Here is a 22502-nt window from a genome sequence, read left to right as displayed (position 1 = left end):
GCCGCGCTTACGGACGGATCACGTCAGCGGCGGGCGGATCAGAGCTCTGCCGGGCTCCGGGTGAGGTCGGCGGTGAGCTCGCACCACACCGTCTTGCCGTTCTCGGCCGGCGCGATGCCCCACCCGGTGGACAGCAGCCTGACGACGTGCAGCCCCCAGCCGTCGCCGGGGCCGGGCTCGCGGGGCCGGGGCAGCCCGGCACCGGTGTCACCCACCTCGATCCGCACGTCCGACGCGTCGGCCCGCATGCGCAGCGAGGGCGGGCCGTCGCCGTGCACGAGCGCGTTGGTGACCAGCTCGGACACCACCAGGAGGACGTCCTCGTGCCGCCCCTGGTAGCCGCGGGCGGCCAGAGCCTCACCGATGATCTGCCGCGACGCCGTGATGCTGCTCATCTCCTCCGGCAACCGGGTGTCCACGGTGTACGGCTGCGCCTCCTTGCTGCCCATTCCTCTGCTCTCGGGGGTCTTGTGCGGCCGGCCGGCCGTCCGTCGAACGGGTTCGTCACGTTGCGCCGCTGAGCAGTCTCCCACGAGTCACCGTCCAGCACGCGACGGGGGGCGCGACCGGCCGCGAGCCGGCTCTCGCAGGTGTGGCCGGCGGGGCCGGTAAGCGCGGGTATAGCGCGGGTATTGCATTGGTAGGGTTGTCCGGAAAAATGCGGATTTGAACAGGTGGGACAGGTGGAGGTCGAACAAACAGCACTGCCCGGCATCGGTCTGCGGCACGATTTCACGACGCGCAAAGGACAACGAGTCGGCATCGTGTCCCACCGCACCGGGCGCCGGGACCTCGTGATCTACGACAAAGAGGACCCCGACGCCGTCTGCCATACGGTCAAGCTCAATGACGAGGAGGCCGACACCCTGGCCGAGCTCCTGGGGGCGCCGCGCATCGTGCAGCGGCTCAACCAACTGCACGAGCAGGTCGAGGGCCTGGTCAGCGTGCAACTGCCGATTTCGGCGGACTCCCCGTACGTGGGACGCCCCATGGGGGACGCGCGTGTGCGCACGCGTACGAGCGCCTCCATCGTGGCCGTCGTGCGCAGCGGCAAGGTCTTCGCCAGCCCGGGACCCGATTTCGTCTTCACCGGTGACGACGTCGTGGTCGTCGTCGGCAGCGAGGACACCACGGCCGAGGTCGCCGGCATTTTGGCAGAAGGGTAGGGCCGCGGGTGCACCATACCGCGATCCTTTTCCTCGAATTCGGTGCGGTACTGCTGGGTCTCGGAGTGTTGGGCGCGCTGGCGTTGCGCGGCGGCATCTCCCCCATCCCCCTCTATCTGATAGCCGGGCTGGCGTTCGGTACCGGCGGCGTGCTGCCGCTGGCCACCAGCGAGGAGTTCATCTCCGTCGGCGCGGAGCTCGGCGTGGTCCTGCTGCTGCTGACGCTGGGTCTGGAGTACAACGCCGACGAGCTCGTCACCAGCCTCACGAGCAACGCCCGCGCGGGCATCGTCGACCTGGTGCTCAACGCGGCGCCCGGCGCGATCATCGCGCTGCTGCTGGGCTGGGGCCCGGTCGCGGCGGTGGCCATGGCCGGCGTCACCTACGCCACCTCGTCGGGCATCACCGCCAAGGTGCTGTCGGATCTGGGGTGGATCGGTAACCGGGAGACGCCGACGGTCCTGTCGCTGCTGGTGTTCGAAGACCTCACGATGGCGGTCTACCTGCCGATCCTGACGACCATGCTGGCCGGGCTGAGCCTGGTGAGCGGGGCGATCTCGGTGGGCGTCGCGCTGCTCACGGTCAGCATCGTCCTGGTCGTGGCGCTGCGGTTCGGGCGCTTCATCGAGGCGTTCGTGTCCAGCCCCAACTCCGAGGTGTTATTGCTCAAGGTCGTCGGCCTGGCCCTGCTGGTCGCCGGCCTCGCCCAGCAGCTGCAGGTGTCGGCGGCGGTCGGCGCGTTCCTGGTGGGCATCGCGCTCTCCGGCGAGCTGGCCGAGGACGCTCAGGCGCTGCTGGCGCCGCTGCGCGACCTGTTCGCCGCGGTGTTCTTCGTGTTCTTCGGCTTCCAGACCGACCCGGCGAAGATCCTGCCGGTGGCGGGGCTGGCCGCGCTGCTCGCCCTGGTCAGCATGATCACCAAGCTGCTCACGGGCGTGTACGCCGCCAGGCGGGCCGGCATCGGCAAGGCCGGCCAGGCGCGGGCGGGCATCGCGCTCATCCCGCGCGGTGAGTTCAACATCGTCATCGCCGGCCTTGCGGTGGGCGCCGGAGCCCACCCCGACCTCGGGGCGCTGGCGGCGGCGTACGTGCTCATCCTGGCGGCGTTCGGGCCCCTGGCGGCCAAGGCCGTGCAGCCCCTCATCACCGCCATCGCGAAGCGGGCCTGATCCGCTAGCTTGTTCGCATGGCACACCCCACGGAGAAGACGGTCTGGTCCACGGACTGGGACACGCTCGAGATCACCGGCGAGAGCCACCGCCGGGTTCTCTTCCAGGACGTGGACATGACGGAGCTGGTCGACCATGGATCCTCCTTCGAGGAGTGCCATTTCAGCGACGTGCGGTTCAACGTGTCGGAGCACATCGACGCGAGGTTCCTCAACTGCACGTTCACGCGGTGCTCGCTGTTCGACGCCACGTTCACCGGGTGCAAGCTCACCGGGAGCGTGTTCGACGGCTGCACGTACGGCCTGCTGAAGGTCGAGGGCGGCGACTGGTCCTACACCGGCCTGGCGGGGGCCGATCTGCGGGGCAGCACCTTCCACGGCACCCGGCTGCGCGAGGCCGACCTGGCGGGCGCCCGGCTGGAGCGGGCCGAGCTGCGGCGGGCCGACCTGACGGGGGCGTCGCTGCGCGGCGCCGACCTGACGAGGTGCGACCTTCGCGGCAGCGACCTCAGCACGCTCGACCCGCGCACGGTCACGATGACCGGCGCGATCATCGACCCGTTCCAGGCCACGGTCGTGGCCGCCGCGCTGGGCTTCGACGTCCGCGAGTGAGCGGCCGCGGGCTCAGCCGCTCACCGCGTGCAGGGCCCCCGTCACCCGGCCCGCGAGGCGGTCGAGCGCGCCCGCGGTGCCGGCGCCGGCCGGCAGGTGGACGACGACGCTCTGCTCGCCGTCCGGCAGGTCGAGCGTCTCGCGCGACAACCGCAGCTCACCGACGCCGGGATGAGCCACCCGCTCCACCGGCACCGTCGGCGGCGTCAGCGGCACGGCGGCGAACCGCGACGTGAACGCCTCCCCCGCCGCGAACGACAGCTCGGAGACCAGGTCGTCGACATAGAGGTCGTCGTAGCCGCTGACCAGCCTCAGCCGGGCGGCGTGCTCGGCCGCGACGCGCTCCCACTCCGGGTAGGCGTCCTTGGCCCGCTCGTCCCCGAACACGAACCTGTGCACGTTGGGCGGGTCCGCGTCCAGGAGGCCGAGGGGCCCGAAGAGCCGCGCGTACCCCTCGGTGTGGGCGATCACGTCGCCCAGCCTGTTGAGCACCGCGGCGGGCGCGGGCTCCAGCCGGTCGAGCAGGGCGCGCACGGTGGGACGCACGTCGTGGGAGGGCTCCTGCCCCATCGACATGCACAGCGCGACGCCGCCGCCGGCCACCTTGGCCAGGTTGCGCAGGTGCAGGCGCTCCTCCTGCGTCATGCGCAGGGCGTCGGCGAGCGTGACGAGCACCTGCGTGGACGGGTTACGGTCGCGCCCCTGCTCCAGCCTGGTGAGATATTCGACGCTGATGCCCGCCACCGTCGCCAGCTCGGACCTGCGCAGCCCCGGCGTGCGCCGGCGCTGGCCGCCGGGCAGCCCCACGTCGGCGGGTTTGACGGCCTCGCGGCGGGAGCGCAGGAAGGCGCCCAGCTCGTTGTCGCTCACGTGCCCGAGTGTACGGAACATCCGCCTCGCCCTATCGTGGCCCCGGCAGGGCCAGTCCCGGCACGGTCTCCCTCGGCCGTCCGGTTTCCGGGAGGGTGGTGCGCATGACGTCCACGACTCGATCGAAAGCCGGAGCGCCGGCCGTGCGTGCCGGGAGGGTGCTCCCATGATGCGTTACCGTCTGCTGGGCCGTACCGGGCTCAGGGTCTCCCAGCTGTTCCTCGGCGCGATGACCTACGGCGAGGCGTCCCCGGAGGTGCGGCGCATCTTCGACCTGTACGCCGACGCCGGCGGCAACGTCGTGGACACCGCCTCCATGTACGGCGAGAGCGAGAACGTCGTCGGCCGGCTGCTCCAGGGCCGCCGCGACCGCTACGTCCTGGCCACGAAGTACACCGGCACCATCGACGGCACCGACCCGAACGCCGCGGGCAACCACCGCAAGAGCCTGGTCCGGTCGCTGGAGCAGAGCCTGCGGCGGCTGCGCACCGACTACATCGACCTCTTCTGGGTGCACGTCTGGGACCGGCACACCCCGGTCGAGGAGACGATGCGGGCGCTGGACGACGCCGTCAGTGCGGGCAAGGTGCTCTACGCCGGCATCTCCGACGCCCCCGCCTGGGTGGTGAGCCGGGCCAACACGCTGGCCGAGTGGCGCGGGTGGACTCCGTTCGCCGGGTTGCAGGTGCCGTACAGCCTGCTGTCGAGGGACGTGGAGCGGGAGCTGCTGCCGATGGCGCAGGCGTACGGGATGAGCGTGGCGGCGTGGGGGGTGCTCGCGCGCGGGGTGCTGTCGGGCCGCTACAACGCGCCGGACGCGGCGGCGTCGCGGCTGTCGCCCGGCTCCCTCACCGAGCGGGACCGTACGGCGGCGCTTGCCGTGACGGAGGTGGCCGCCGAGCTGGGCGTCACCGCCTCGCAGGTGGCCATCGCGTGGGTGCTGCGGCGCGGGGTGCACCCGATCCTCGGCGCGAGCAGCGCCGAGCAGCTCAAGGACAACCTGGGGGCGACCGAGGTGGAGCTGCCCGGCGAGGCGGTGCGGCGGCTGGAGTCGGCGGTCGGCTTCGAGCTGGGTTTCCCCGGCGACTTCATCGGCGAGGTGGACCGCAGCCCCGGCATCTACGGCGACGCCGTCGACCGCCTCGACGGCCGGTGACGTGTCCGGCCTGTTTCACTGAGCATCCGGCTGCTCTCCTCCGGGGCGGCGGCGCGCGGCCCTGAGCGCGACGACCGCGCCGAGCACGACGAGCACCGCCAGCGCGACCCAGATCCAGGCGGGCACGCCGGACGCCGCCGTCTCCGAGGAGGCGGCTGCGTCCTGCCCGGTCGCGGTGGCGGGCCCGGAAGAGGCCGGCTCGGCGGAAGCGGGGGCGGGAGAAGGCGGTGCGGACGAGGTGGCGGCCGCGCCCTTCACGGTGAAGGGGATCTCCCCCTCGATGGGGTGGCCGTCGGAGGAGACGACCCGCCAGGCGATCACGTACGAGCCGGGGGCGAGCGGCTGCGGAACGGCGGCGGACACCTTCGGCCCGTCGAGCCGGGGCTCGCCGAGCCCGACCTGCTCGCCCGCCGCGTCGCGCAGCACGACGAACGGGAACTTGACCGTCGCGGTGTATTCGAGCTCGATCTCCTCGATCGCGGACACCTCGGCGTCCTTGGCGGGCGAGCTGCTCTTGAGCGTGTCGTGGGCGTGGGCGGGCGCGGCGGGAAGGACGAGGGCGAGCAGGCAGGCGAACGCCGCGAGCACGGCCGCCTTGCGGATGCGTGATGTGCGGATGGTGGGTGGCGGGAATGCCATGACAGGTCTCCGGAAAGGGTCTCCCGGACGACCGCGCCCGTGGCGCCGGCGTCCGGATGCTGGCAGGGCGGCGGGCTTCAGCGTGAACGCTGGACCTTTCGGGGCGGGCCGCGCCTGCTGACCGTTCCGGAGACGATCTCCCCCGTGTACGCGGGGACGCCGGGGGTGGAGGGCCGCCATGACGGCAGGGCGACCTCCACGGGGGCGGCGACGAGCAGCCGGATGACCGGCGGCGGCGTGGCGTACAGGCGGATCATGAGCCACAACGCGCGCTCGCCGCGGTGCAGCCACCACGCCGTCAGCGCCGCCACCGTGAGATGGACCAGCGCCATGCCCGGCCCCGGGTGCGCGTGCGCGAGCTCGGACGCGGGGGCGGGGGCCAGCCGCTCGAAGAGCTGGTGCAGCACCATCTGGGTGCCCGTGGTCGCGGCGAGCACCGCCACGGGCCCGCGCTCGCGACCGTCGATCAGGTAGGCCAGGCCGAGCGCCGCCAGCACCGCGGCGCCGTGGACCGGGAGCGGCACCGGCCCGCCGCCCGCCAGCGCGTGCCCGCCCGCCGACATCGCGCCGCAGGCGGCCGCGAACACGACGGCCCGCGCGAGCCGCAGCCCGGCCGCCGCCGGGAGCGCGGGTGATGACGGAAGGGGCACAGCCGCCATCCTTACACAGGGGCCGGCCGGTCCCGCGTTCTCACCGCCCGCGGCGCCTCGCCGGTCGGGCCGTCAGGCCCTGGCGGGTCCCGCGTTCCGCCATCCGGCGCCTCGCGGGGACCGGGCCGTCAGTCCCTGGCGGTCGCCCGGAGGGGCCGGCCCACCTCGTGCAGGTGGCGCAGTGCCTGCCCCCAGGACCGGAAGAGGCCGCATTCGACGTAGTCGATGCCGAGCGACTCGCAGTAGTCCCTGACGATGGGCTGCGCCTTGCGCAGGTTCGCGGTGGGCATGCTGGGGAAGAGGTGGTGCTCGATCTGGTAGTTCAGGCCGCCGAGCGCGGTGTTGACCAGGCGGCCGCCGCGGACGTTGCGGGAGGTCAGCACCTGGCGCCGGAGGAAGTCCAGCTCGTCCTCGGCGGTGAGCACCGGCATGCCCTTGTGGTTGGGCGCGAACGTGCAGCCGAGGTAGACGCCGTAGCACGCCTGGTGCACGGCGAGGAAGGCCAGCGCCAGGCCGGGCGGCAGCACCAGCAGCAGCGCGCCCGCGTAGGCCAGCACGTGGCCGGTCAGCAGCAGCCCTTCGAGTCTCCTGTTCTTCAGCGACTTCCTGCGCAGCGCGCGGAAGCTCGACACCTTCAGGTTCAGCCCTTCGAGGGTGAGCAGCGGAAAGAACAGGAACGCCTGCCAGCGGCCCACGAACCTGGGCAGCCCCCGGCTGGCCTCGGCCTGCTTCTCCGACCAGAGCAGGAAGTCGGGCGAGACGTCGGGGTCGTGGTCCTCGTGGTTGGGGTTGGCGTGGTGGCGGGTGTGCTTGTCCATCCACCAGCCGTAGCTGAGCCCGATGGCGAGGTTGCCGGTGATCAGCCCGGCGATCCTGCTGGTGCGCCGCGAGCGGGAGATCTGCCCGTGCGCGAGGTCGTGGGCCAGCAGGGTGACCTGCCCGAACGCCACGGCCATGAGGACCGCGACGGCGAGCTGCCACCACGAGTCGCCGACCCAGGCGAACAGCGCCCAGCTTCCCGCGAACAGGCCGGCGACCAGGGTGATCCTTGCCGCGTAGTAGCCTGGCCGCTTCTCCAGCAGGCCCTCCTGCGCCATACGGCGCGCCAGCTTGGCGAAGTCGCTTCCTCTCTCTCCTGATGGCCGGGCACGGGACGTGTCCACCACGGTCAAAGTCTTCTCCGATGCTGAGGCGTCGTACGGGGATTACCTACAGCATCGCGGACGATGCGACCGGGTGTGACCCCCGCTGTCACCCTTTCCCGTGGTAGGGCAGGCCCTACCACGGACGCCGGGACGACGTCCCCGCCGCCTGGGCCTGGGCTGCCGTGCCCTCCGGGGTGGGGCGGGCGGCGGGGACGCCCGGCTCAGATAGGTTGCGGGGCCGGCACCTCCTCGGGCGCGGCGGCGTCGCCGTACACGTGCAGGTCGGGGCGGAAGGCCCCGAGATAGGCGGCCCGGTCGCGGAAGGTGGCGGCCAGCGCGTCGCCGTAGTCGATGAGCTCCCTGTGCGCGTGCCTGCGGGGCTCGTAGCGGGCGTAGAGCAGCCGGTCGAGCAGGCCGGGGTCGCCGCCGGCCGTGCAGATGACGTCGGCCAGGATCTCGGCGTCGTGCAGCGTGTAGCTCATGCCCATGCCCGTCATCGGGTGGCAGGCGAAGGCGGCGGATCCGAGCAGCGCGGCGTTGCCCTTGTGGTAGGCGGCCACGCGCAGCGACGAGACCTTGATCCGCTGCCAGGTGGCGGGCTGCAGGGCGTTGAAGGCGTCCGAGCTGTCGGTGACGAACTTCTTCAAGGTGTCGATGAGGACGGGGATGCCGTCCTGGAAGATCTCCTTGTCGTCCTCCGGCGGCAGGCCGACGAACACCCTGGCCTGGTCCCTGTTGAGCGGGTAGAGGTAGGCGAGCCAGCCTTCGGAGCTGAGGTAGAGCCGGTTGAGCCGGGCGACGCTGGCGGTCAGCGGCACGGTGGCCACCCGCATGAGCAGCCGCTCGTACGGCATCGTCTGCTGCTCGATGTCGAGCGCCCGGCGTACGGCCGACTTGGTGCCGTCGGCGCCGATCACGACGCCGGCCCTGAGCGTGCGGCCGTCGGAGAGCGTCAGCTCCTCCACCTGGCCGTCGCCGATCGCGATGTCGTCGATGCTCGTGTCGAACCAGAACTCGACGCCCTCCATGGCGCAGGAGGTGTAGATGAGCTCGACCAGCTCGCGGTAGGGGCGGATGAGGAAGCCGCCGTCGGGGAAGCGGCATTCCCTGATCGGGTCGCCGTCGTGGTAGTAGCGGATGGTGTCACGCCTGAGGCCATGGCGTTCGACGAGGTCCGCCAGCCCGTGGCGGGCGAGCACGCGCTGGCCCGGGGGCTTGAGGAAGTCGGCGCCCGCGCTGGGGACCGAGGGTCCCTGCTCGATGACGACGACGCGCTGTCCGCGGCGGCCCAGTAACAAGGCCAGGAAGCAGCCGCCGAGCCCGGCGCCGACGATGGCCACGTCGCACGATGTGGTTGCCATGACGAGAGCCCTTCTGAAGGTTGAACTAGTTCGCAGGCCCGCGGGTGCCGGCGAGGGGGCCTGTTCCGGCCGCCCGCGGCAGCGGGACCCGGCCCATCCGGGTGTCCGCGGGGGGAACCGGCTGGGCGTCCGGCCGGAGGGCCGGTGGGGTGGTGGTGGGGGGTGTGCGGGTCTCGACCGGCAGCAGGGCGTCCGCCTCCGCCGCGACGGTGGCGAGGGTCATGCGCAGTTCGAGCAGGAGCTTGCGCGGCACCTTGACCATGACGTCGCCCGGGTCGGGGCGCATCTTGGTGATCTTGGTGAGGGCCAGAGCGCCGATCAGCACGGAGATGGCCACGCACAGCGCCAGCGCGCCCGCGAGGCCGGCGAAGGGGCCGGTCATGAACGGGTGGTCGATGACGACCGACACCACGGCGACCCCCACGGCGCCGCCGACCATGCGCGCCATGGTGGCCGAGCCGACGGCGGAGGCGTACTGGTGGGGGCTGGCGGCGAGGGTCGTGGCGACGGAGGTGCCGGGGGCGAGCGCGCCGACGCCGACCCCGACCACGACGCTGGCGATCAGGCCCCACACGGTGGGCCCTGACTGCACCAGGACGAGCACGCAGGCGCCGCCGCAGAGCAGGGAGCCCGCGTAGATCAGCCCGTACGGGCCGACGCGCTTGATGAGCCGCCCGGCCAGGAAGCTCGACACGACGACGGCCACCGACGTGGGCGTCAGCCACATGGCCACTTCGAGCATGGGGTAGCCGAGGTGCAGCAGGTAGAGCGGCTGCACGGTCAGCAGCCCGTACGACAGCGCGCCGAAGCCCCAGGTCGCCAGCCAGCCCCAGACGAAGCGGGGCCGCCGCCACAGGGCCAGGTCGATCGCGGGGAGCCGGTGGTGCCTGGCCTGCGCGAGCGCGCCGCCCAGCAGGGCCAGCGCGGCGAGCGCGAGCCACAACACGTCCGTGCCCCAGGCCATCGCCTTGGAGATGGCCAGCACGATGATCGCGATGCCGGCCGCGAGCAGCCAGGCGCCCAGCACGTCGGGGACACCCTTGGCGCCGGGCCGCCTGCCGGACGGGAGCCAGGCGCAGGCGATCAGCAGCGCGACGCCGATGACGACGTCGGGGATGAACAGCGCCCGCCATCCGACGGAGGCGGCCAGCCAGCCGCCGCCCGCCTGCATGAGCAGGCAGCCGAGGCCGGACGCGGAACTCCACAACGCGATCGCGCCGCGCCGCTCCGACTCCGGCAGCTCTCCCAGCAGCAGGCCGAGGCTGGCCGGGATCATGGCGGCCGCTCCCGCGCCCTGGACCGCCCGCGCCGCCAGCACGTACGACCAGGGCTCCACGGTGACGGCGGCGATCCCGCCCAGCACGAACACCACGAGGCCGACGGCCAGCACCCGCCGGCGGCCGAACAGGTCGGCCCACCGGCCCGCGGTGGCCAGCAGCGCCGCGATCGGGATGAACGCCGCGCTGGTCAGCCAGACCAGGTCACCGAGCGGCATGCCCGCGCCGGCGGGCGTGTACCGCAGCACCCCGACTGCCAGGGTGGTGGCCGTGGTGTCGGCCATCACCGTCAACATGACACCCGCACCGACCAGCCGCAGCATCACGCCGTGTCGGCGGTCTGCGCCGGCCGTGCTCGTTCCCCGGACGGCCGCTGGTGACGAACGCACGTGGTCCCTCCATCTTCGCTGTCGATCTCAGGTCGCCCCGCCGCCTGGCACACTCCGGCTGTGCGGACGGCGGAGCCGGACGGGTGGGGTCAGGCGCCGTACCGGCCGGGCGAGAGCAGGCCGTCCGGGTCGAGCGCCGTCTTGAGCCGGTGCAGCATGCCGAGGCTGGCGGTGCTGGTCTCGGACCAGACGTCGGCGGCCGCGTGGTCGATGTCGGAGCGGTAGATGGCGCAGCCGTTGGCCCGCAGGACGCAGCTGCCGTCGTTGCGGAGCTGGTGCGCCCGGTAGGCGGCGTCGGGCGCCCCGCGGTCGAAGAAGATCTGCATGACGCCGTTGGCCATGTGCCTGCTGACCAGGTTCCACTCGACCATGAGGGCGGTGGTGTGCGCGTCGACGGCCGTCTGCAGGGCGGCCAGGACGTGCTCGGTCTTCCGCGCGTGCATGGGCATCAGCGGCAGCAGCGCGAGGAAGCCCATCGGGCCCTCGTCGATCTGGTCGCAGGAGGTCACGCCGAGCGCGTTGTGCACGCCCATGCAGGTGGGGATGCCCTGCGCCATGAGCGCTCGGGGGTGGAGCGGGTCGCCGGCGTCGACCTCGGCGGCGTCGACCACGCGCAGCGCCTCGGCGCCCTCGACCTCGATCAGCGCCTTGCGCAGCAGTTCCTCGGCCAGCTCGACCGTGGCGTCGCTGCCCATGAGCGGCCCGAGGATGGTGAACAGGGAGGGGTCGACGCCGGCGGGCAGCACCCAGTCGCCGTGGCCGGGCGTGAGCGACAGCTCGCGCACCCGCATCAGCCCTTCCGCCGGGTTGCCGCGGCGCAGGAACCCGGTCATCGCGCCGACCGCGACGCCGGCCTGGTCGCGCGGGATGCGGCCGTGCACCAGGGCGATGGTCTGCGGGCGCGGCACGAGCGAGACGGCCATGGCGGTGACGATGCCCAGGTTGTGCTGGACGAACGAGGACGTCAGGTCCGGCCCGGCGACCCGCCCGTGGTAGCGTCCCGCGGGGTCGAGCCCGCCCGTGGTGACGACGCTGCCGTCGGCCAGCACGGCCTCGATCCCGGCGACGTCGTGGACGCGGGAGCGGATGCAGCCGTCGCCGCGGTCGAGCGCGTTGCCGATGACGGAGGTGTCGGCGCACGAGGCGGTGACGTTCAGCATCCAGGGGGTGCCGCGCAGCACCTCGGCGAGCTGGGCCTGGGTCACTCCCGGCTCGATGACCGCGAAGCCGGCCTCGAGGTCGAGGCTGCGTACGCGGTTCATGCCGCCGAGGTCGACGACCAGGTTGTCGTCGGTGACCGGCATGGCCGATCCCATGCCCCAGTTCCTGCCGGTGCTGATCGGGTAGAGGCGGCGCCCGGCCGTCATGGCCTGGCGGACGAGCGCGCGTACCTCGTCGAGCGTGCGCGGCGTCTCGATGCCCGCCAGGGAGCGTGGCTGGTGTCCCCCGACGTCACGCGACCTCAGCTCCGGTCGCGACAGATCCTGCATGACTCTCCTCAAAGATCAGATATCGCTCGATGGGGGCACACTTCAGGCAGTGTGCTGGAGCAGGTCGTCGATGGAGCCGATGGCCTGGTTGGACATCTCCCTGATCTCGAGCAGCCGCCGCTCGACGTACTCGTCGGGCTCGTCGGAGTGGAGGGGGTCGGGGAGGACGAGCGTGTCGCGCGGCCCGGCCTGCGCGGGGATCTCGTGCAGGCCGTACGGGTGACGCCGGACGTGCCCGGTGTCCCGGTGTTCGGTGTCCCGGTGTTCGGTGTCCCGGTGTTCGGTGTCTCGGTGCTCGCGCCTGGCGCGGGCGGGCAGGTGCGGGGGGGTTCGCATGACGGGAGCTCTCCTACCGGACTCGGATGGGGTTTTCCGGGTGACCGCTCGCCCTTGAGCGGATCGAGGTCAGCGTGCGTCCTCCGTGCGGCCGAGGTGTTCGGCCCGTGGGGCGGCGGCCGCGCGGGTCACGCGTGGCACGCCGTGGTTGATGACGCTCGCGGCGATGCGGCGTTCGGCCAGCCCCATGTGCGGGCGGCCGATGCCTGGAGCACTCGGCCGGGCGCCGGCCGAGCCACGGATCATGGTGCTGGCGTGCACCCAGCGGCGCGACTCCGCCAGCACGTCCCGCTGCGCGCGGGGCAGGTCGCGGTGCCGCGCGTACTGCTCGCAGACGGCCCGGGCGAGCACCCGCGCCATGACGAGGTGCTCCTCGCAGGCCCGGGCGACCTTCGCCTCCAGGCCGGCGACCTGCGCGAGGAGGAGCTGCAGGTGCGGCAGCTCGGAGCTGCGCTCGTACCCGGCGAGCTCGGCCAGCCGCTCCGGCCAGCGCAGCCGCCGCTCGATCGAGGCGCAGACGGTCGTGGCCACCAGCGCGGGCGGCTCGCCGTCCGGGTCCTGCCCGTCGAGCTGCACGGCGCGCTGCGCGGTGTGCTCGAAGTCGGCCAGGCGGCGCAGCCCGCTCTGCAGCAGGCGCACGCGGTTGTGCAGGCAGGCCGCGCTCCAGCCGAGGACCAGCAGGCGGTCGGCGTCCGCCTCGCAGTGCCAGCCGACCAGCGCCACTTCGCGGGCCATGCGGTGGTGCAGCACCCACGGCTCCGGCGCGGCGCCGGCGTCCACCGTCGTCTCGATCCACACCTGCAGCCCGCCGGGCGGCAGGTCGCCGACGCCGATCTCCATGCCCTCGGGGGCCACCCTGGCGCAGATCCGCTGGACCACGCGCTGCTGCGCGGCCGCCTCCGGCGCCACGGGCACCGGGCCTGGCAGCACGCGCTCTGGGGCCACTTGCGCCCTGGGCTCGATGCTCATCTGGGGCCACCTCCGAACCCGCGGTCTTTCGACCTACGTAAATTCACACTTAATGGTGCCGCCTCGATCGTCGTCAGACAGCGGTTCTATGTCAACTGTCAGTTTACGAATGGCATGAATCATCGGCCGCCCGGGCATGAACCGGCGACTCCCCGCAGGTGAATGCCGGGTTGGCGGCGCGGGGTGATCTAGAGTCCGTACCGTTGGCGTACGGGGGAAAGGCGGGGCCGGTGCTGGTGCACACAACCGTGGTCACGGCCCTGTCGGCGACCTTGACGCTGCCCGCCGCGCCCGCGCCGGCGCAGGCGCCGCCCGGCTACTGCCCGCTGCCCGACCAGCCCGCCGCGAGCGAGGGTTACCTGATCGCCAGTGCTTCCTCACCCGATCTCGTCCATCCCTTTCCGCGGCCGCCCGCGCGGGAGCCCACGGCCTCCGAGCGGCTCGACTTCGCCGGCTTCCCGAACGTGTCGGTGCTCGACGTGACCGGCCGCGGGGGAGCTCCGGAGCGGAAGGTGATCGTCACCTACACCACGAACGTCGACGAGGTCGTGACCCTCACCAACGCGGCCGTGGTCTCGGACGACGGCGGCGCCACGTTCGGCCCGCCGAGCCGCACGCCGCTGCGCGAGTCGCCCGTCGAGCTGCACGACGGGCGCTTCTTCGCCACCGAGTACTACCCGGCCAGGACAGGCCCGCACACGGCCGCTCTCGGCGTGCTCACCTCGTCCTCGCTGGACGACGCCGAGAGCTGGCTGCGTTCCGAGGCGACCCTGACCACACCGGGCGACCTGCTGCCGGGCGGGGCCGTGCACGGGACGCCGGTCCAGCTCGCCGGCGGCACGATCCTGATCACGCTCTACGCCCGTTACAGCGGCACGGGGGCGTACCAGGCCGAGGTGTACGCCAGCGAGGACGGCGGGACGACGTTCTCGCGGCGCGGGGTGATCGCCACGCCGGCCGAGGGGTTCGCCTACACCGAGGCGGCCCTCGCGCAGACCGTGGACGGCAGCCTGCTGGCCGTGCTGCGCCACGACGGCGGGACATACTCCACCCTGCGCCAGAGCCGCTCGGTGGACGGCGGCCGCACCTGGTCGCCCGCGCGCGAGCTGCGCTTCACCGGCCCTCTCGCCGGCCCGTCCGCTGACGGTGGCTGCGTGGTACGCGGAGTGGCGCCGAGACTGCTGCTGACCCCGGCGGGCGTCCTCGTGCTGAGCGCGGGGCGGCCGGACAACTGGCTGGCCGTCTCCCCCGACGGGCGTGGCGAGGCGTGGCAGGAGCCGCGGGTGACGTACCACAACCGCGACGGCATCTGGGACACGCACGGATCGTCCGGCTACACCGGCCTGGCCGCCGTCGGCCCGCACCGGCTGATCCAGGTCTTCGACAACTGCAAACTCCCGGGCGTGCGGCCCGACGGGCTGCTCAACGAGACGGCGTGCCCGGCGCACGGCCGATTCGAGCACGGCGGCTGGTACGCGATCAAGCGCCGCCTGTTCACCGTGGCCCCGCCCGGCCCCGGCCTGCTGGACCTGGCGGCGATGCGCCGGCGCGGCGACCTCACGATCGACACCACCATGACGTGGGCCGGCCGTCACCGCCCCAGGACACGGCCCGCCGCGGCCTTCGACGGCAGCACGTCCTACTGGTCGGGCGCGGTCGCCGCCGGGCGCGGCCGCTACGTCCTGCATCTGGACCGGCCGTACGCCTTCACCCGGATCGGCCTCAGCCTGCGCCCCGGGCATCCGGCCGGAGCCCGCGTGTACGTCTCACGGGACGGCCGTTCCTGGGGCGAGCCGGCGCTCACCGTCACCGGCAGGACCGACTACGCGATGCGCTACTCGGAGGTCGAGGGCACGGGCCGGCACGTCAAGATCGTTCTCACGCGCACGCGTGACTGCGACCCCGAGATCGGCCGCACGTGCAGCATGCTGAACGAGGTCGAGCTGTACGCGGGGGCCGAGCCCGGGCGGCGCGCGCCCGGCCGCTGAGGCCCGCCACCAGCCGCGCGGAGCAACCCGGCCACTGAGGCCCGCCACCGGCCGCGCGAGTGCTGATGCCCGCCACGCGGCACGGAAAAGCCCGGGCGCTGATGCCTCTCACCAGCGACCGGGGCTTTTGCCTGTAAGGTCCGCAGCGGCGCGTCCGGCGCCACTGCCCCGTATGTCACCGCTCCGGGGGAAGGTCACTCCCGCCGCGGCCGAACATCCCGTCGTCGTCCCTGTCGATGGTCACCCCGTCCTCGTCGATCTCCAGCCGCTCCTTGCGGATCTGGCCCTCGACGGTCTCCTCGTGCTGCACGTCCCGCTTGCGTACGTGGATCCGCTCGACCGGCCGGCTCTCCTTGCCGACGACCGGACGCTCCTCGTGCAGGATCATCTCGCGATCTTCCTCGCCGATCTCCTGCGTCGCCGTCGCGTCCCCTTCACGGATGGGCTCGCGCTCGATCACGACCTCCTCGCGCGAGAGCGGCACCGTCTCGTGGACGGTCTCGGTGTCGACGTACTTGTGGAGGCGGACGCGGCCGGTCTCCCTGGTCTCCTTGCCGATGCGCAGCCGCTCTTCCGACCTGGTCATGGAGATGTCGTCGACGTCGGCGAGGTCGCCGGTGAGCCTTTCGCCGGTGACGCCGGGACCGGCCGTCCTGCCGGCGAAGTCCCGGCGGCCCGTCTCCCCCACGGCGCCTTCTCCGGCCGTCCCCTTGCCCGCTGGGCCGCCCGCCGCGCCTCCGGTGATGAGGTCGTCGCGGGGCGCGCCCACGGGCCTGTCGGGCCGCTCCCCCGTGACCGGCGCCTTTTCCTTACGCGGTTCGCCGGCACGCTGCTGCGGAACACTCGATGGCCGCATGCCGTAGTAGCGGTAGAGATTGGCCTCCTCCTCGATCGTGAGGCGGTCGTCGACGTCGATGTTCGGCGCGCCTTTGATCATCTCCTTGTCGAAGGGGACCCTGATCTCCTCCCCCGAGCGACGGGCGTTGGCCAGAGGCACGAAGGTCTGCTTCATACCGAAGAGCCCGGTGCGTACGGTCACCCACTCCGGCTCGCCCGAACGATCATTGAGGTAGACCTGGCCCACCTTGCCGATCGACTGACCGTCCGACCCGACCACGTGGCAGTCGAGCAGGTTACGGATCTCTGTTTCCGGTGCCACGACGATCCCCCAATGCGCTCGTCCTGGTTTCAAACAGGACAAATACCCCATATCGCCATAAATCCACGTTCTCTCGGGCAGTTTTTGGCCTGATCCGGGCATCACGCACCCTGTCCGAGGGGCGGCGTGCCGACAGCGCCCTTCCTGAGAATTTGGTAAAGAAAGGGTCACGAAGGGTTGAGCCGGAGCGAGGAGGGAAGGGCAGGCAACTCGTGAACGTCGAACGTGAGGAGGAGCCGTAGTGCTCACCCTGACAGCCAACGCAGCCCAGGCGATCCGCGACCTGACCGCGGCCGCGCCCGAGCCCTCTCAGAGCGGGATCCGCATCTCGTCCCAGGGCGAGGGCGCGAGTTCGCTCACCCTTTCCCTGGCCACCGCCCCGGAACCGGCGGACTCGGTGGTCGAGTCGGAAGGAGCTCGGGTCTACCTCGATCCGGTGGCTGCCACCGTGCTGGAGGACAAGTCTCTGGACGCCGGAGCCGACGACCAGGGGAGCGTGTCCTTCCTGGTCACCGAGCAGAGCGCCTGACGCGGCCTCCGCCGTGCCGGACCCGATCGGCGGTCCGGCACGGCGGGCGTCCGCTCAGCCGTCGCCGAGCAGCTTGTCCAGATAGCGCAGCTGCTCCTCGGACTGGAAGCCGCCGCCGCCCTCGTGGTTGTTCCAGGGCCACACCGTGATCTCCTTGGGACCCTGCCAGTGGTTGTAGGCGGCGAACACCGTGGACGGCGGGCACACGTCGTCCATCAGCGCCACCGAGTACAACGCCGGGACCCGCCCGCGCGCCGCGAAGTTCAGGCCGTCGAAGTACGACAGCGTGCGGAACACCTGGTCCGCCGTGTCGCGCCGGGTGGCGAGGAAACGCACCAGCTCCTGGTACGGGTCGCGCCCGGTGATCTCGACCGCGCGCCTGAAGTGGGTCAGGAACGGCACGTCGATGAGCGCGGCCTTGACCGACGGGTGCAGCGCGGCGGTGGCCTGCGCGATGCCGCCGCCCTGGCTGCCGCCCGAGACGATGATGCGCGCGGCGTCGACCGCCGGGTGCTCGATCGCCGCGTCCACGGCCCTGACGGCGTCGGTGAAGACGCGCCGGTAGTAGTAGTCGTCCGGATCGAGGATGCCGCGGGTCATCATGCCGGGCGCCTGCGGTCCCGCGCTGCCGTGCGGGTCGCCGGTGACGCCGGGGCTGCCCACGTTGGCGCCGCCGTGGCCGCGCGTCTCCATCACGAACACCGCGTACCCGGCGGCCGGCCACATCAGGTGGTCCTTGGGAAACCCGCGCCCGCCGCTGTAGCCGATGTAGTGCATCACGCACGGCACCGGGCCGTCCGCGCCCTTCGGCAGCAGGAACCAGCCGTTGATCCGGTGACCGCCCCAGCCGGCGAACGAGACGTCGAACACGTCCACGGCGGCGAGGGGCAGGTCGTACGGGACGTACTCGGCGGCCGGGCCGGACTCCCTGGCCTCGGCCAGGGTGCGGGACCAGAACGCGTCGAAGTCGGCGGGCTCGTCGCGGTCGGGAAGGTAGCCGCGAAGTTGCTCAAGGGGCATGTCGAACAGGGGCACGAGGTCTCCAACCTGTAGCGGGAACAATGACATTTCATCGCATAGCACTGGAAAGCGCTATCCCGCCCCCCGTATCGGGCCGGCTGTTCGAACGCGTCTCCGCCGGGTAGCCGATCACCGTGACGGAACACGTGGTCGAAGTTCCCTACTCGCACCTCTATCCCGGCCTGGTCCTGGACGCCCCCGCCGGCGCCTTCGACTTCCTCGTGCTGTTCGGCGACGATTCCGAGTCGCGGGCGCAGCTGGTGAACGACGACACCGGGCGCCCGGTGCTCAGGATGGGCGGCTACATGACGGCCAGGGGCACCGTCATCGACGAGCGTGTGTGGACCGTACGCGAGAGCGTGCGGCACGGGGACCGCGTCCGGCTGCGCCTGGGCCGCTCCCTCCCCTGACCGTTCCCTCCCGCCGGCACCGACCCGTGACCGCGCCGCCAGCCGACCCCGCCGTCAGCGGGATTCCGGTCGCGAGGAGTCGCCGCCGGCGTCGCAGGCGCCCGCCTTGGTGTTCGCCACCTTCCACTCCGCGCCCGGGAACGGGCTCATGAAGTGCGTCAGCAGGTCCACCGCGTAGTCCGGCACCTGGCCGCCGGGGTCGAGCAGCGAGACCATCTGGGGCCCGTCGGCGCCGCGCAGGGTGATGGAGTTCTTGCCGCCCCCGGCGACGAAGCCGGGCTTGGCGTCCACCGTCAGGCAGGCCACGCTGAACCCGGCGGCCTTGATCTCCTGCTTGGCCCCGATGCGCCTCATCCGCTGGTCGTAGCGGCGCATGGCGAGCGACTTGGTGCCGCCGATCCGTACCGACTCGTGGAAGAGGTCGTTGCCGATGTCCCTGCTCAGCCTGATGTCCAGGGAGACGTCCGGCCGCAGGTCGACACCGTCGGCGGAGAGCTTCAGCCGTCCGTAGTTCCCCTCGAAGGAGGGCGCCACGTAGCCGAGGACGGGCGGCGCCTTCATGCCGAACGGGATCTTGCCCGGCCTGATCCGCAACCACGACATGCCCTGCACCGACAGCCCGACGTCCTCGACCGAGCTCCTGCCGAGCCCGAACTGGCCGGCCACCTGGTAGGTGAGGAAGCCCTTGGTGTGCGGGACCTCCTTGCTCACCGCGATGCGCTGCTTGGCGACCGGGTCCATCCGCAGCCCGGCGCGCAGCGTGATACGGCCGGTGGCGACGGGTTTCGAGACGAGGTTGAGCGACTGGTCGGGATTCATGCGGATGGTGGTGTCCGAGGCCAGGTTCCTGACCGCGACCGCCACGTCCCCGAGGCGGCCCTTCGGGTCGATCAGACCGCCTTCCACGCCCAGATAGCCGTCGAGGGTGTTGACGCCGCCCAGCGCCTTGTACGTGACGGCCGGCACGCCGAACCCGGCGCCCGAGGCGTCGGCGTCCACCCCGAAGCGGGCGGGCACGTCGGAGAAGCGCAGCTCGCCGGTGCCCTTGCCGGGCAGGGTGACCTTGGCGCTGAGGCGCTCGACGGCCGCGGAGTTCGTCACGCGGATGCGGGTCTTGGCGCCGTACGTGCCCTGGACGGCCACGGAGGCGGGGACCGGATCGACCGCGACCCTGCCGCGCACCCCGCCCGACTCCGCGTGCACGTCGAGGCTGCCCAGGGTGGCGGCGGGCTCGATGCGGTATCCGGCGTTCACGGCGTTGCCCTTGGCCACGTCGAACGGCCCCAGCGCCATGCTGGTGATCTTGGAGGGCAGCCCGGTCAGGGTGGCCCTGGCCTTGATCGGGACGGGCGCCAGCACGCTGCTGGCCAGGTAGACGCCCAGGCTCTCGCGCTTGGGGTTGAACCCGGAGAACCCGAACGTCTTGCCCGCCGGGTCGACCGAGACCCGCTCGGGCAGCCCGGTCACGTCCAGGAAGCCCTGGAGCCCGTAGCAGCCGCGCTGCGGCGTGCAGAAGGGCCCTGGTGAGCAGCCCTTCGACCCGGTGGCGCAGCCTCCGTCCACCAGGGACACGCCGCCGCCGGGCAGGGCGGGGGCGGCCCGCATGCGGTCGAGCGCCGCGACCTTGCCCAGCCAGGCGCGGGCGCGCACGTCGAGCCGGGAGCCCTCGTAGGTGAGCTTGCCGCCGGCCGAGGTGACGGCCAGGCGGCCGGGCGCGGGGCCGAGCGTGCCGATCAGGCCGAAGCGGGTGTCGCCCCGGGTGACGTCGGCGTCGACGGCGAGGGTCTGCTTGGCCGAGCGGAAGTCGGCGGTGAAGCCTTCGGCGGCCGGGGTGAACTCGACGCGTTCGAGCCCGTTGACCAGCACGCTGCCGTCCATGTCGCCGGAGGCCTCGTCGTAGTGCGCGGCCAGGTGGGGGCCGGTGGGCGACTTGGCGCCGTCGTGGTTGGTGAAGGCCAGCTCGGCCGTCCCGACGGGGCCCGACTGGCCGCGGAAGCGGGAGGACGTGGCGTTCCACGAGGCGTCGAAGCGGGCCGGCACGTCACGTACGTCGGCGGCGGCCCTGACGTAGCGGTCGCCGAGCTTGACCCTGGCCAGCGCCGTCACCTTGTCGATCGGGTCGGCGGCGGTCCAGGTGAGCGTTCCCGCCCTGGTGTCGGCGACGAGCTCGGCCTGCTTGCTCAAGCCCTTGGCGGTCACCTGCAGGTCTTCGCCCGTCGGCTGCTTCACGTACGCTTTATTGGCATAAATCCGCAGTTCGTCGAGCTTCCTGGGCGCAGCGATCCGCATCGTGGACCGCTCGCCCAGCTCCCATGACGCCTTCACGTCGTCGCGCACGCCCACGAGCGTGCCGTCCACGGTGGGGCCGGACTTCAGGTTGGCGTAGGCGGCGTGGATGCGCTTGATCTCGCCGCTGGCCCGGAAGGCCGCCTTCCTGGCGGCGGGGTCGAGCGTGATGTCGACGGTGGCGGGCGTGTTCGAGATCTCCATCCTGGCCACGTGGGTGCCGTCGAGACTGGCCGCGCCGGTGAAGGAGCGGCCGCCGGAGTCGACCTCCAGGTGGGCGTGCGGCTTGCCGCCGTACGTGACGTCGAACTCGGACAGGCCCGACAGCAGCGCGGAGACCCCGACCGCGGCACCGTTCTTGATCATGGTGACGTGGCCGCCGCGCGGGCTGGAGATGGCGCCCCCGTTACGCTGCAGCACCGCCTCGAACCTGCCGACCGGCGAGCTCGTCTTGTGCGTGACGCGATGCCTGGTCAGGTCGTTGACCAGGCGCACCTTGGCCGGCAGGGCGCTCAGCTCCGTCCTGACCACGGTCTGGGACGCGTTCCTGTCGTAATAGAGCAGGCTGGCGGCCCCGGCCCGCGACCGGCCCGGGCCGGCGTCGACCGACACGGTCTGCTTGCTCTTGCCGGAGCCGTACTTCGCCACGAAGGAGCGCGGAACGCGTTCGAGCTCGGCGCTGACCACCTTCGACAGCCGCCCGTCGCGGTAGGTGAAGGAGTTCAGGCGGGCGCGCGGGACGCTCGACGAGCTGGTGAAGCGGATCTGGCCGCCGGACAGGCTCACCTCGGCGCGGGCGGCCATCTTGTCGAGCACCGCGTGGACGAAGCGGCGGCCGTTCACGGCGAGCGCGTCCAGCGTGGCGGGCGAGGAGGCGGCGACGTCCAGGGTGGGCGTGTCGAGCGCGGCGTTGACGGTCAGCTTCTCGGTGGCGGGCGTCTGGCGCAGGCTCACCGCGCTGCGCCCGGTCATGCCGGCGATCATGGCCGCGGACTCGCCGGGCTCCTTGCGGGTGATGCTCGCCTTGACCCGCCTGCCCTCCATGTCGACGGTGAAGTTCCCCCAGTCGCTGGCCGACAGGGAGGATCCGCGCTTCAATCCGTCGAACCCGACCGACACCTTGCCGTCGTACTCGGCCCAGACGCGGGCCCTGAGGTTCTCCTGCGACAGCCGCCTGACGGCGAACCCGAGCCCGACGGAGCCGTTGGCGGGGCTGGCGGTGGGTACGAGGTCGGCGGCCAGGTCGGGCTTGACGTCCCCCGTGACGTCGGCGGCGACCGGCACGCCGACGGGCTTGGAGATCGAGCAGGACACCGGCACGCTCTCGCTCTCGACGCAGAGCCGGTACGTCAGCCCCGGCACGGCCTTGCCGAGCTTGCCGAACGTCTTGAGCACGGACGCCAGCGGCTTGATGAGCGTCAGCGTCTCGGCCTGGGAGGTGTCGGGCAGCACGTCACGCGTGTCGGGCGCCTTGGCGCCGAGCCCCTGCTCCTCCTGGACGGCCGCGGCCTCGGCGGTGATCTCCTGGACGAGCCCTGGGCCGGCGGAGGTGGTCACCTCGGGCGCCTGGGGCCCCACCTTGTCGTCGCCGGCGGGCCGGAGCGCGAGCGACTCGCGGGTGGGCACGGTGACCGTGGCGGGCGCCGGCTCCTCCACGGCGGGCACGGGACGGACCTTCGCCGCTTCCGTCTGGACTGCGGCTGATGCGACCCCAGCTGGGGTGATCTCGGCTTCTGCGACGGCCGGCGGCACGGCCACCAGGGCCGCGGCACTTGCGATGGACGTCGAGACGAGCACGCGCAGGAAGGCGTGCGGCATGTAGCGTTCTCCCCGTACCGGTCTAATTCATCCCATCAGAAACATAGGTCACGAGCCGACCACA

The 22502-nt window shown here is 72.2% G+C and carries 20 protein-coding genes; 7 read left to right on the top strand and 13 right to left on the bottom strand.

The genetic code is table 11. The features are described from left to right. Positions 1–38: 38 nt before the first annotated feature. Positions 39–449 (bottom strand): ATP-binding protein, encoded by a 411-nt coding sequence (locus ABGA98_RS16800; RefSeq protein ID WP_347619229.1) that lies wholly within the window; start codon positions 447–449, stop codon positions 39–41. 225 nt (positions 450–674) lie between these two features. Between ABGA98_RS16800 and ABGA98_RS16795 the strand changes: the two genes are divergently transcribed. The 3 genes from ABGA98_RS16795 to ABGA98_RS16785 are packed head-to-tail and all read left to right on the top strand — an operon-like array spanning position 675 to position 2946. Then, the gene (locus tag ABGA98_RS16795) at positions 675–1166 is read left to right on the top strand and encodes a cation:proton antiporter regulatory subunit (protein ID WP_347619228.1); all 492 of its coding nucleotides are present in this window, start codon (positions 675–677) and stop codon (positions 1164–1166) included. Between the two features lie 8 nt (positions 1167–1174). Next, positions 1175–2335 (top strand): cation:proton antiporter, encoded by a 1161-nt coding sequence (locus tag ABGA98_RS16790; protein WP_347619227.1) that lies wholly within the window; start codon positions 1175–1177, stop codon positions 2333–2335. A gap of 17 nt (positions 2336–2352) precedes the next feature. Then, positions 2353–2946 (top strand): pentapeptide repeat-containing protein, encoded by a 594-nt coding sequence (locus ABGA98_RS16785; protein ID WP_347619226.1) that lies wholly within the window; start codon positions 2353–2355, stop codon positions 2944–2946. Between the two features lie 12 nt (positions 2947–2958). Here the strand turns inward: ABGA98_RS16785 and ABGA98_RS16780 are convergent, their stop codons facing one another. Then, positions 2959–3816, bottom strand: coding sequence for a helix-turn-helix transcriptional regulator (locus tag ABGA98_RS16780; RefSeq protein WP_347619225.1), 858 nt, complete (start codon positions 3814–3816; stop codon positions 2959–2961). Between the two features lie 169 nt (positions 3817–3985). Between ABGA98_RS16780 and ABGA98_RS16775 the strand changes: the two genes are divergently transcribed. After that, positions 3986–4972, top strand: a complete 987-nt coding sequence (locus ABGA98_RS16775; RefSeq protein ID WP_347619462.1) for an aldo/keto reductase — start codon at positions 3986–3988, stop codon at positions 4970–4972. A 15-nt stretch (positions 4973–4987) separates the two neighbouring features. On the opposite strand, the gene ABGA98_RS16770 is transcribed toward ABGA98_RS16775, so the two are convergent. The 8 genes from ABGA98_RS16770 to ABGA98_RS16735 form a co-directional block, all read right to left on the bottom strand. Further along, a complete protein-coding gene (locus ABGA98_RS16770; protein WP_347619224.1) occupies positions 4988–5611 on the bottom strand; it encodes a copper resistance protein CopC in 624 nt (207 codons plus the stop codon). A gap of 77 nt (positions 5612–5688) precedes the next feature. Continuing rightward, complete coding sequence (locus ABGA98_RS16765) at positions 5689–6261, bottom strand: hypothetical protein (RefSeq protein WP_347619223.1); 573 nt, start codon at positions 6259–6261, stop codon at positions 5689–5691. Between the two features lie 128 nt (positions 6262–6389). After that, entirely contained in the window at positions 6390–7358 is a 969-nt protein-coding gene (locus ABGA98_RS16760) for an acyl-CoA desaturase (protein ID WP_347619461.1), read from the bottom strand. Positions 7359–7627: 269 nt separating this feature from the next. After that, the gene (locus ABGA98_RS16755; protein WP_347619222.1) at positions 7628–8767 is read right to left on the bottom strand and encodes an FAD-dependent monooxygenase; all 1140 of its coding nucleotides are present in this window, start codon (positions 8765–8767) and stop codon (positions 7628–7630) included. A gap of 25 nt (positions 8768–8792) precedes the next feature. Beyond that, entirely contained in the window at positions 8793–10328 is a 1536-nt protein-coding gene (locus ABGA98_RS16750; protein ID WP_347619221.1) for an MFS transporter, read from the bottom strand. Between the two features lie 194 nt (positions 10329–10522). Next, positions 10523–11923, bottom strand: coding sequence for an FAD-binding oxidoreductase (locus tag ABGA98_RS16745; RefSeq protein WP_347619220.1), 1401 nt, complete (start codon positions 11921–11923; stop codon positions 10523–10525). A 42-nt stretch (positions 11924–11965) separates the two neighbouring features. Continuing rightward, complete coding sequence (locus tag ABGA98_RS16740) at positions 11966–12259, bottom strand: hypothetical protein (protein ID WP_347619219.1); 294 nt, start codon at positions 12257–12259, stop codon at positions 11966–11968. 69 nt (positions 12260–12328) lie between these two features. Then, entirely contained in the window at positions 12329–13228 is a 900-nt protein-coding gene (locus ABGA98_RS16735; protein WP_347619218.1) for a hypothetical protein, read from the bottom strand. 230 nt (positions 13229–13458) lie between these two features. Here ABGA98_RS16735 and ABGA98_RS16730 point away from each other — a divergent pair, with 230 nt between their 5' ends. Continuing rightward, positions 13459–15216: an exo-alpha-sialidase gene (locus ABGA98_RS16730; protein WP_347619217.1), complete on the top strand. Its 1758-nt coding sequence runs from the start codon at positions 13459–13461 to the stop codon at positions 15214–15216. Positions 15217–15391: 175 nt separating this feature from the next. Here ABGA98_RS16730 and ABGA98_RS16725 read toward each other — a convergent pair whose 3' ends face one another. Then, positions 15392–16375, bottom strand: a complete 984-nt coding sequence (locus ABGA98_RS16725) for a PRC and DUF2382 domain-containing protein (protein ID WP_347619216.1) — start codon at positions 16373–16375, stop codon at positions 15392–15394. A 241-nt stretch (positions 16376–16616) separates the two neighbouring features. Here ABGA98_RS16725 and ABGA98_RS16720 point away from each other — a divergent pair, with 241 nt between their 5' ends. Beyond that, complete coding sequence (locus tag ABGA98_RS16720; RefSeq protein ID WP_347619215.1) at positions 16617–16904, top strand: Fe-S cluster assembly protein HesB; 288 nt, start codon at positions 16617–16619, stop codon at positions 16902–16904. Between the two features lie 54 nt (positions 16905–16958). Here the strand turns inward: ABGA98_RS16720 and ABGA98_RS16715 are convergent, their stop codons facing one another. Beyond that, positions 16959–17939, bottom strand: a complete 981-nt coding sequence (locus tag ABGA98_RS16715) for an acetylxylan esterase (RefSeq protein WP_347619214.1) — start codon at positions 17937–17939, stop codon at positions 16959–16961. A gap of 119 nt (positions 17940–18058) precedes the next feature. Between ABGA98_RS16715 and ABGA98_RS16710 the strand changes: the two genes are divergently transcribed. Next, a complete protein-coding gene (locus tag ABGA98_RS16710) occupies positions 18059–18334 on the top strand; it encodes a hypothetical protein (protein ID WP_347619213.1) in 276 nt (91 codons plus the stop codon). Positions 18335–18388: 54 nt separating this feature from the next. On the opposite strand, the gene ABGA98_RS16705 is transcribed toward ABGA98_RS16710, so the two are convergent. Beyond that, positions 18389–22438 (bottom strand): hypothetical protein, encoded by a 4050-nt coding sequence (locus tag ABGA98_RS16705; RefSeq protein ID WP_347619212.1) that lies wholly within the window; start codon positions 22436–22438, stop codon positions 18389–18391. Between the last annotated feature and the right edge of the window lie 64 nt (positions 22439–22502).

Source organism: Nonomuraea sp. B1E8 (assembly GCF_039871515.1).
GTDB lineage: Bacteria > Actinomycetota > Actinomycetes > Streptosporangiales > Streptosporangiaceae > Nonomuraea.
This window is presented reverse-complemented; position numbering and strand designations above follow the sequence as displayed.

Coding starts and splice junctions, on each gene's coding strand:
- ABGA98_RS16755 (WP_347619222.1), bottom strand. CDS start 8,767: ATGGCAACCACATCGTGCGACGTGGCCATCGTCGGCGCCGGGCTCGGC.
- ABGA98_RS16745 (WP_347619220.1), bottom strand. CDS start 11,923: ATGCAGGATCTGTCGCGACCGGAGCTGAGGTCGCGTGACGTCGGGGGA.
- ABGA98_RS16775 (WP_347619462.1), top strand. CDS start 3,986: ATGCGTTACCGTCTGCTGGGCCGTACCGGGCTCAGGGTCTCCCAGCTG.
- ABGA98_RS16785 (WP_347619226.1), top strand. CDS start 2,353: ATGGCACACCCCACGGAGAAGACGGTCTGGTCCACGGACTGGGACACG.
- ABGA98_RS16735 (WP_347619218.1), bottom strand. CDS start 13,228: ATGAGCATCGAGCCCAGGGCGCAAGTGGCCCCAGAGCGCGTGCTGCCA.
- ABGA98_RS16760 (WP_347619461.1), bottom strand. CDS start 7,358: ATGGCGCAGGAGGGCCTGCTGGAGAAGCGGCCAGGCTACTACGCGGCA.
- ABGA98_RS16800 (WP_347619229.1), bottom strand. CDS start 449: ATGGGCAGCAAGGAGGCGCAGCCGTACACCGTGGACACCCGGTTGCCG.
- ABGA98_RS16705 (WP_347619212.1), bottom strand. CDS start 22,438: ATGCCGCACGCCTTCCTGCGCGTGCTCGTCTCGACGTCCATCGCAAGT.
- ABGA98_RS16750 (WP_347619221.1), bottom strand. CDS start 10,328: ATGGCCGACACCACGGCCACCACCCTGGCAGTCGGGGTGCTGCGGTAC.
- ABGA98_RS16770 (WP_347619224.1), bottom strand. CDS start 5,611: ATGGCATTCCCGCCACCCACCATCCGCACATCACGCATCCGCAAGGCG.
- ABGA98_RS16740 (WP_347619219.1), bottom strand. CDS start 12,259: ATGCGAACCCCCCCGCACCTGCCCGCCCGCGCCAGGCGCGAGCACCGA.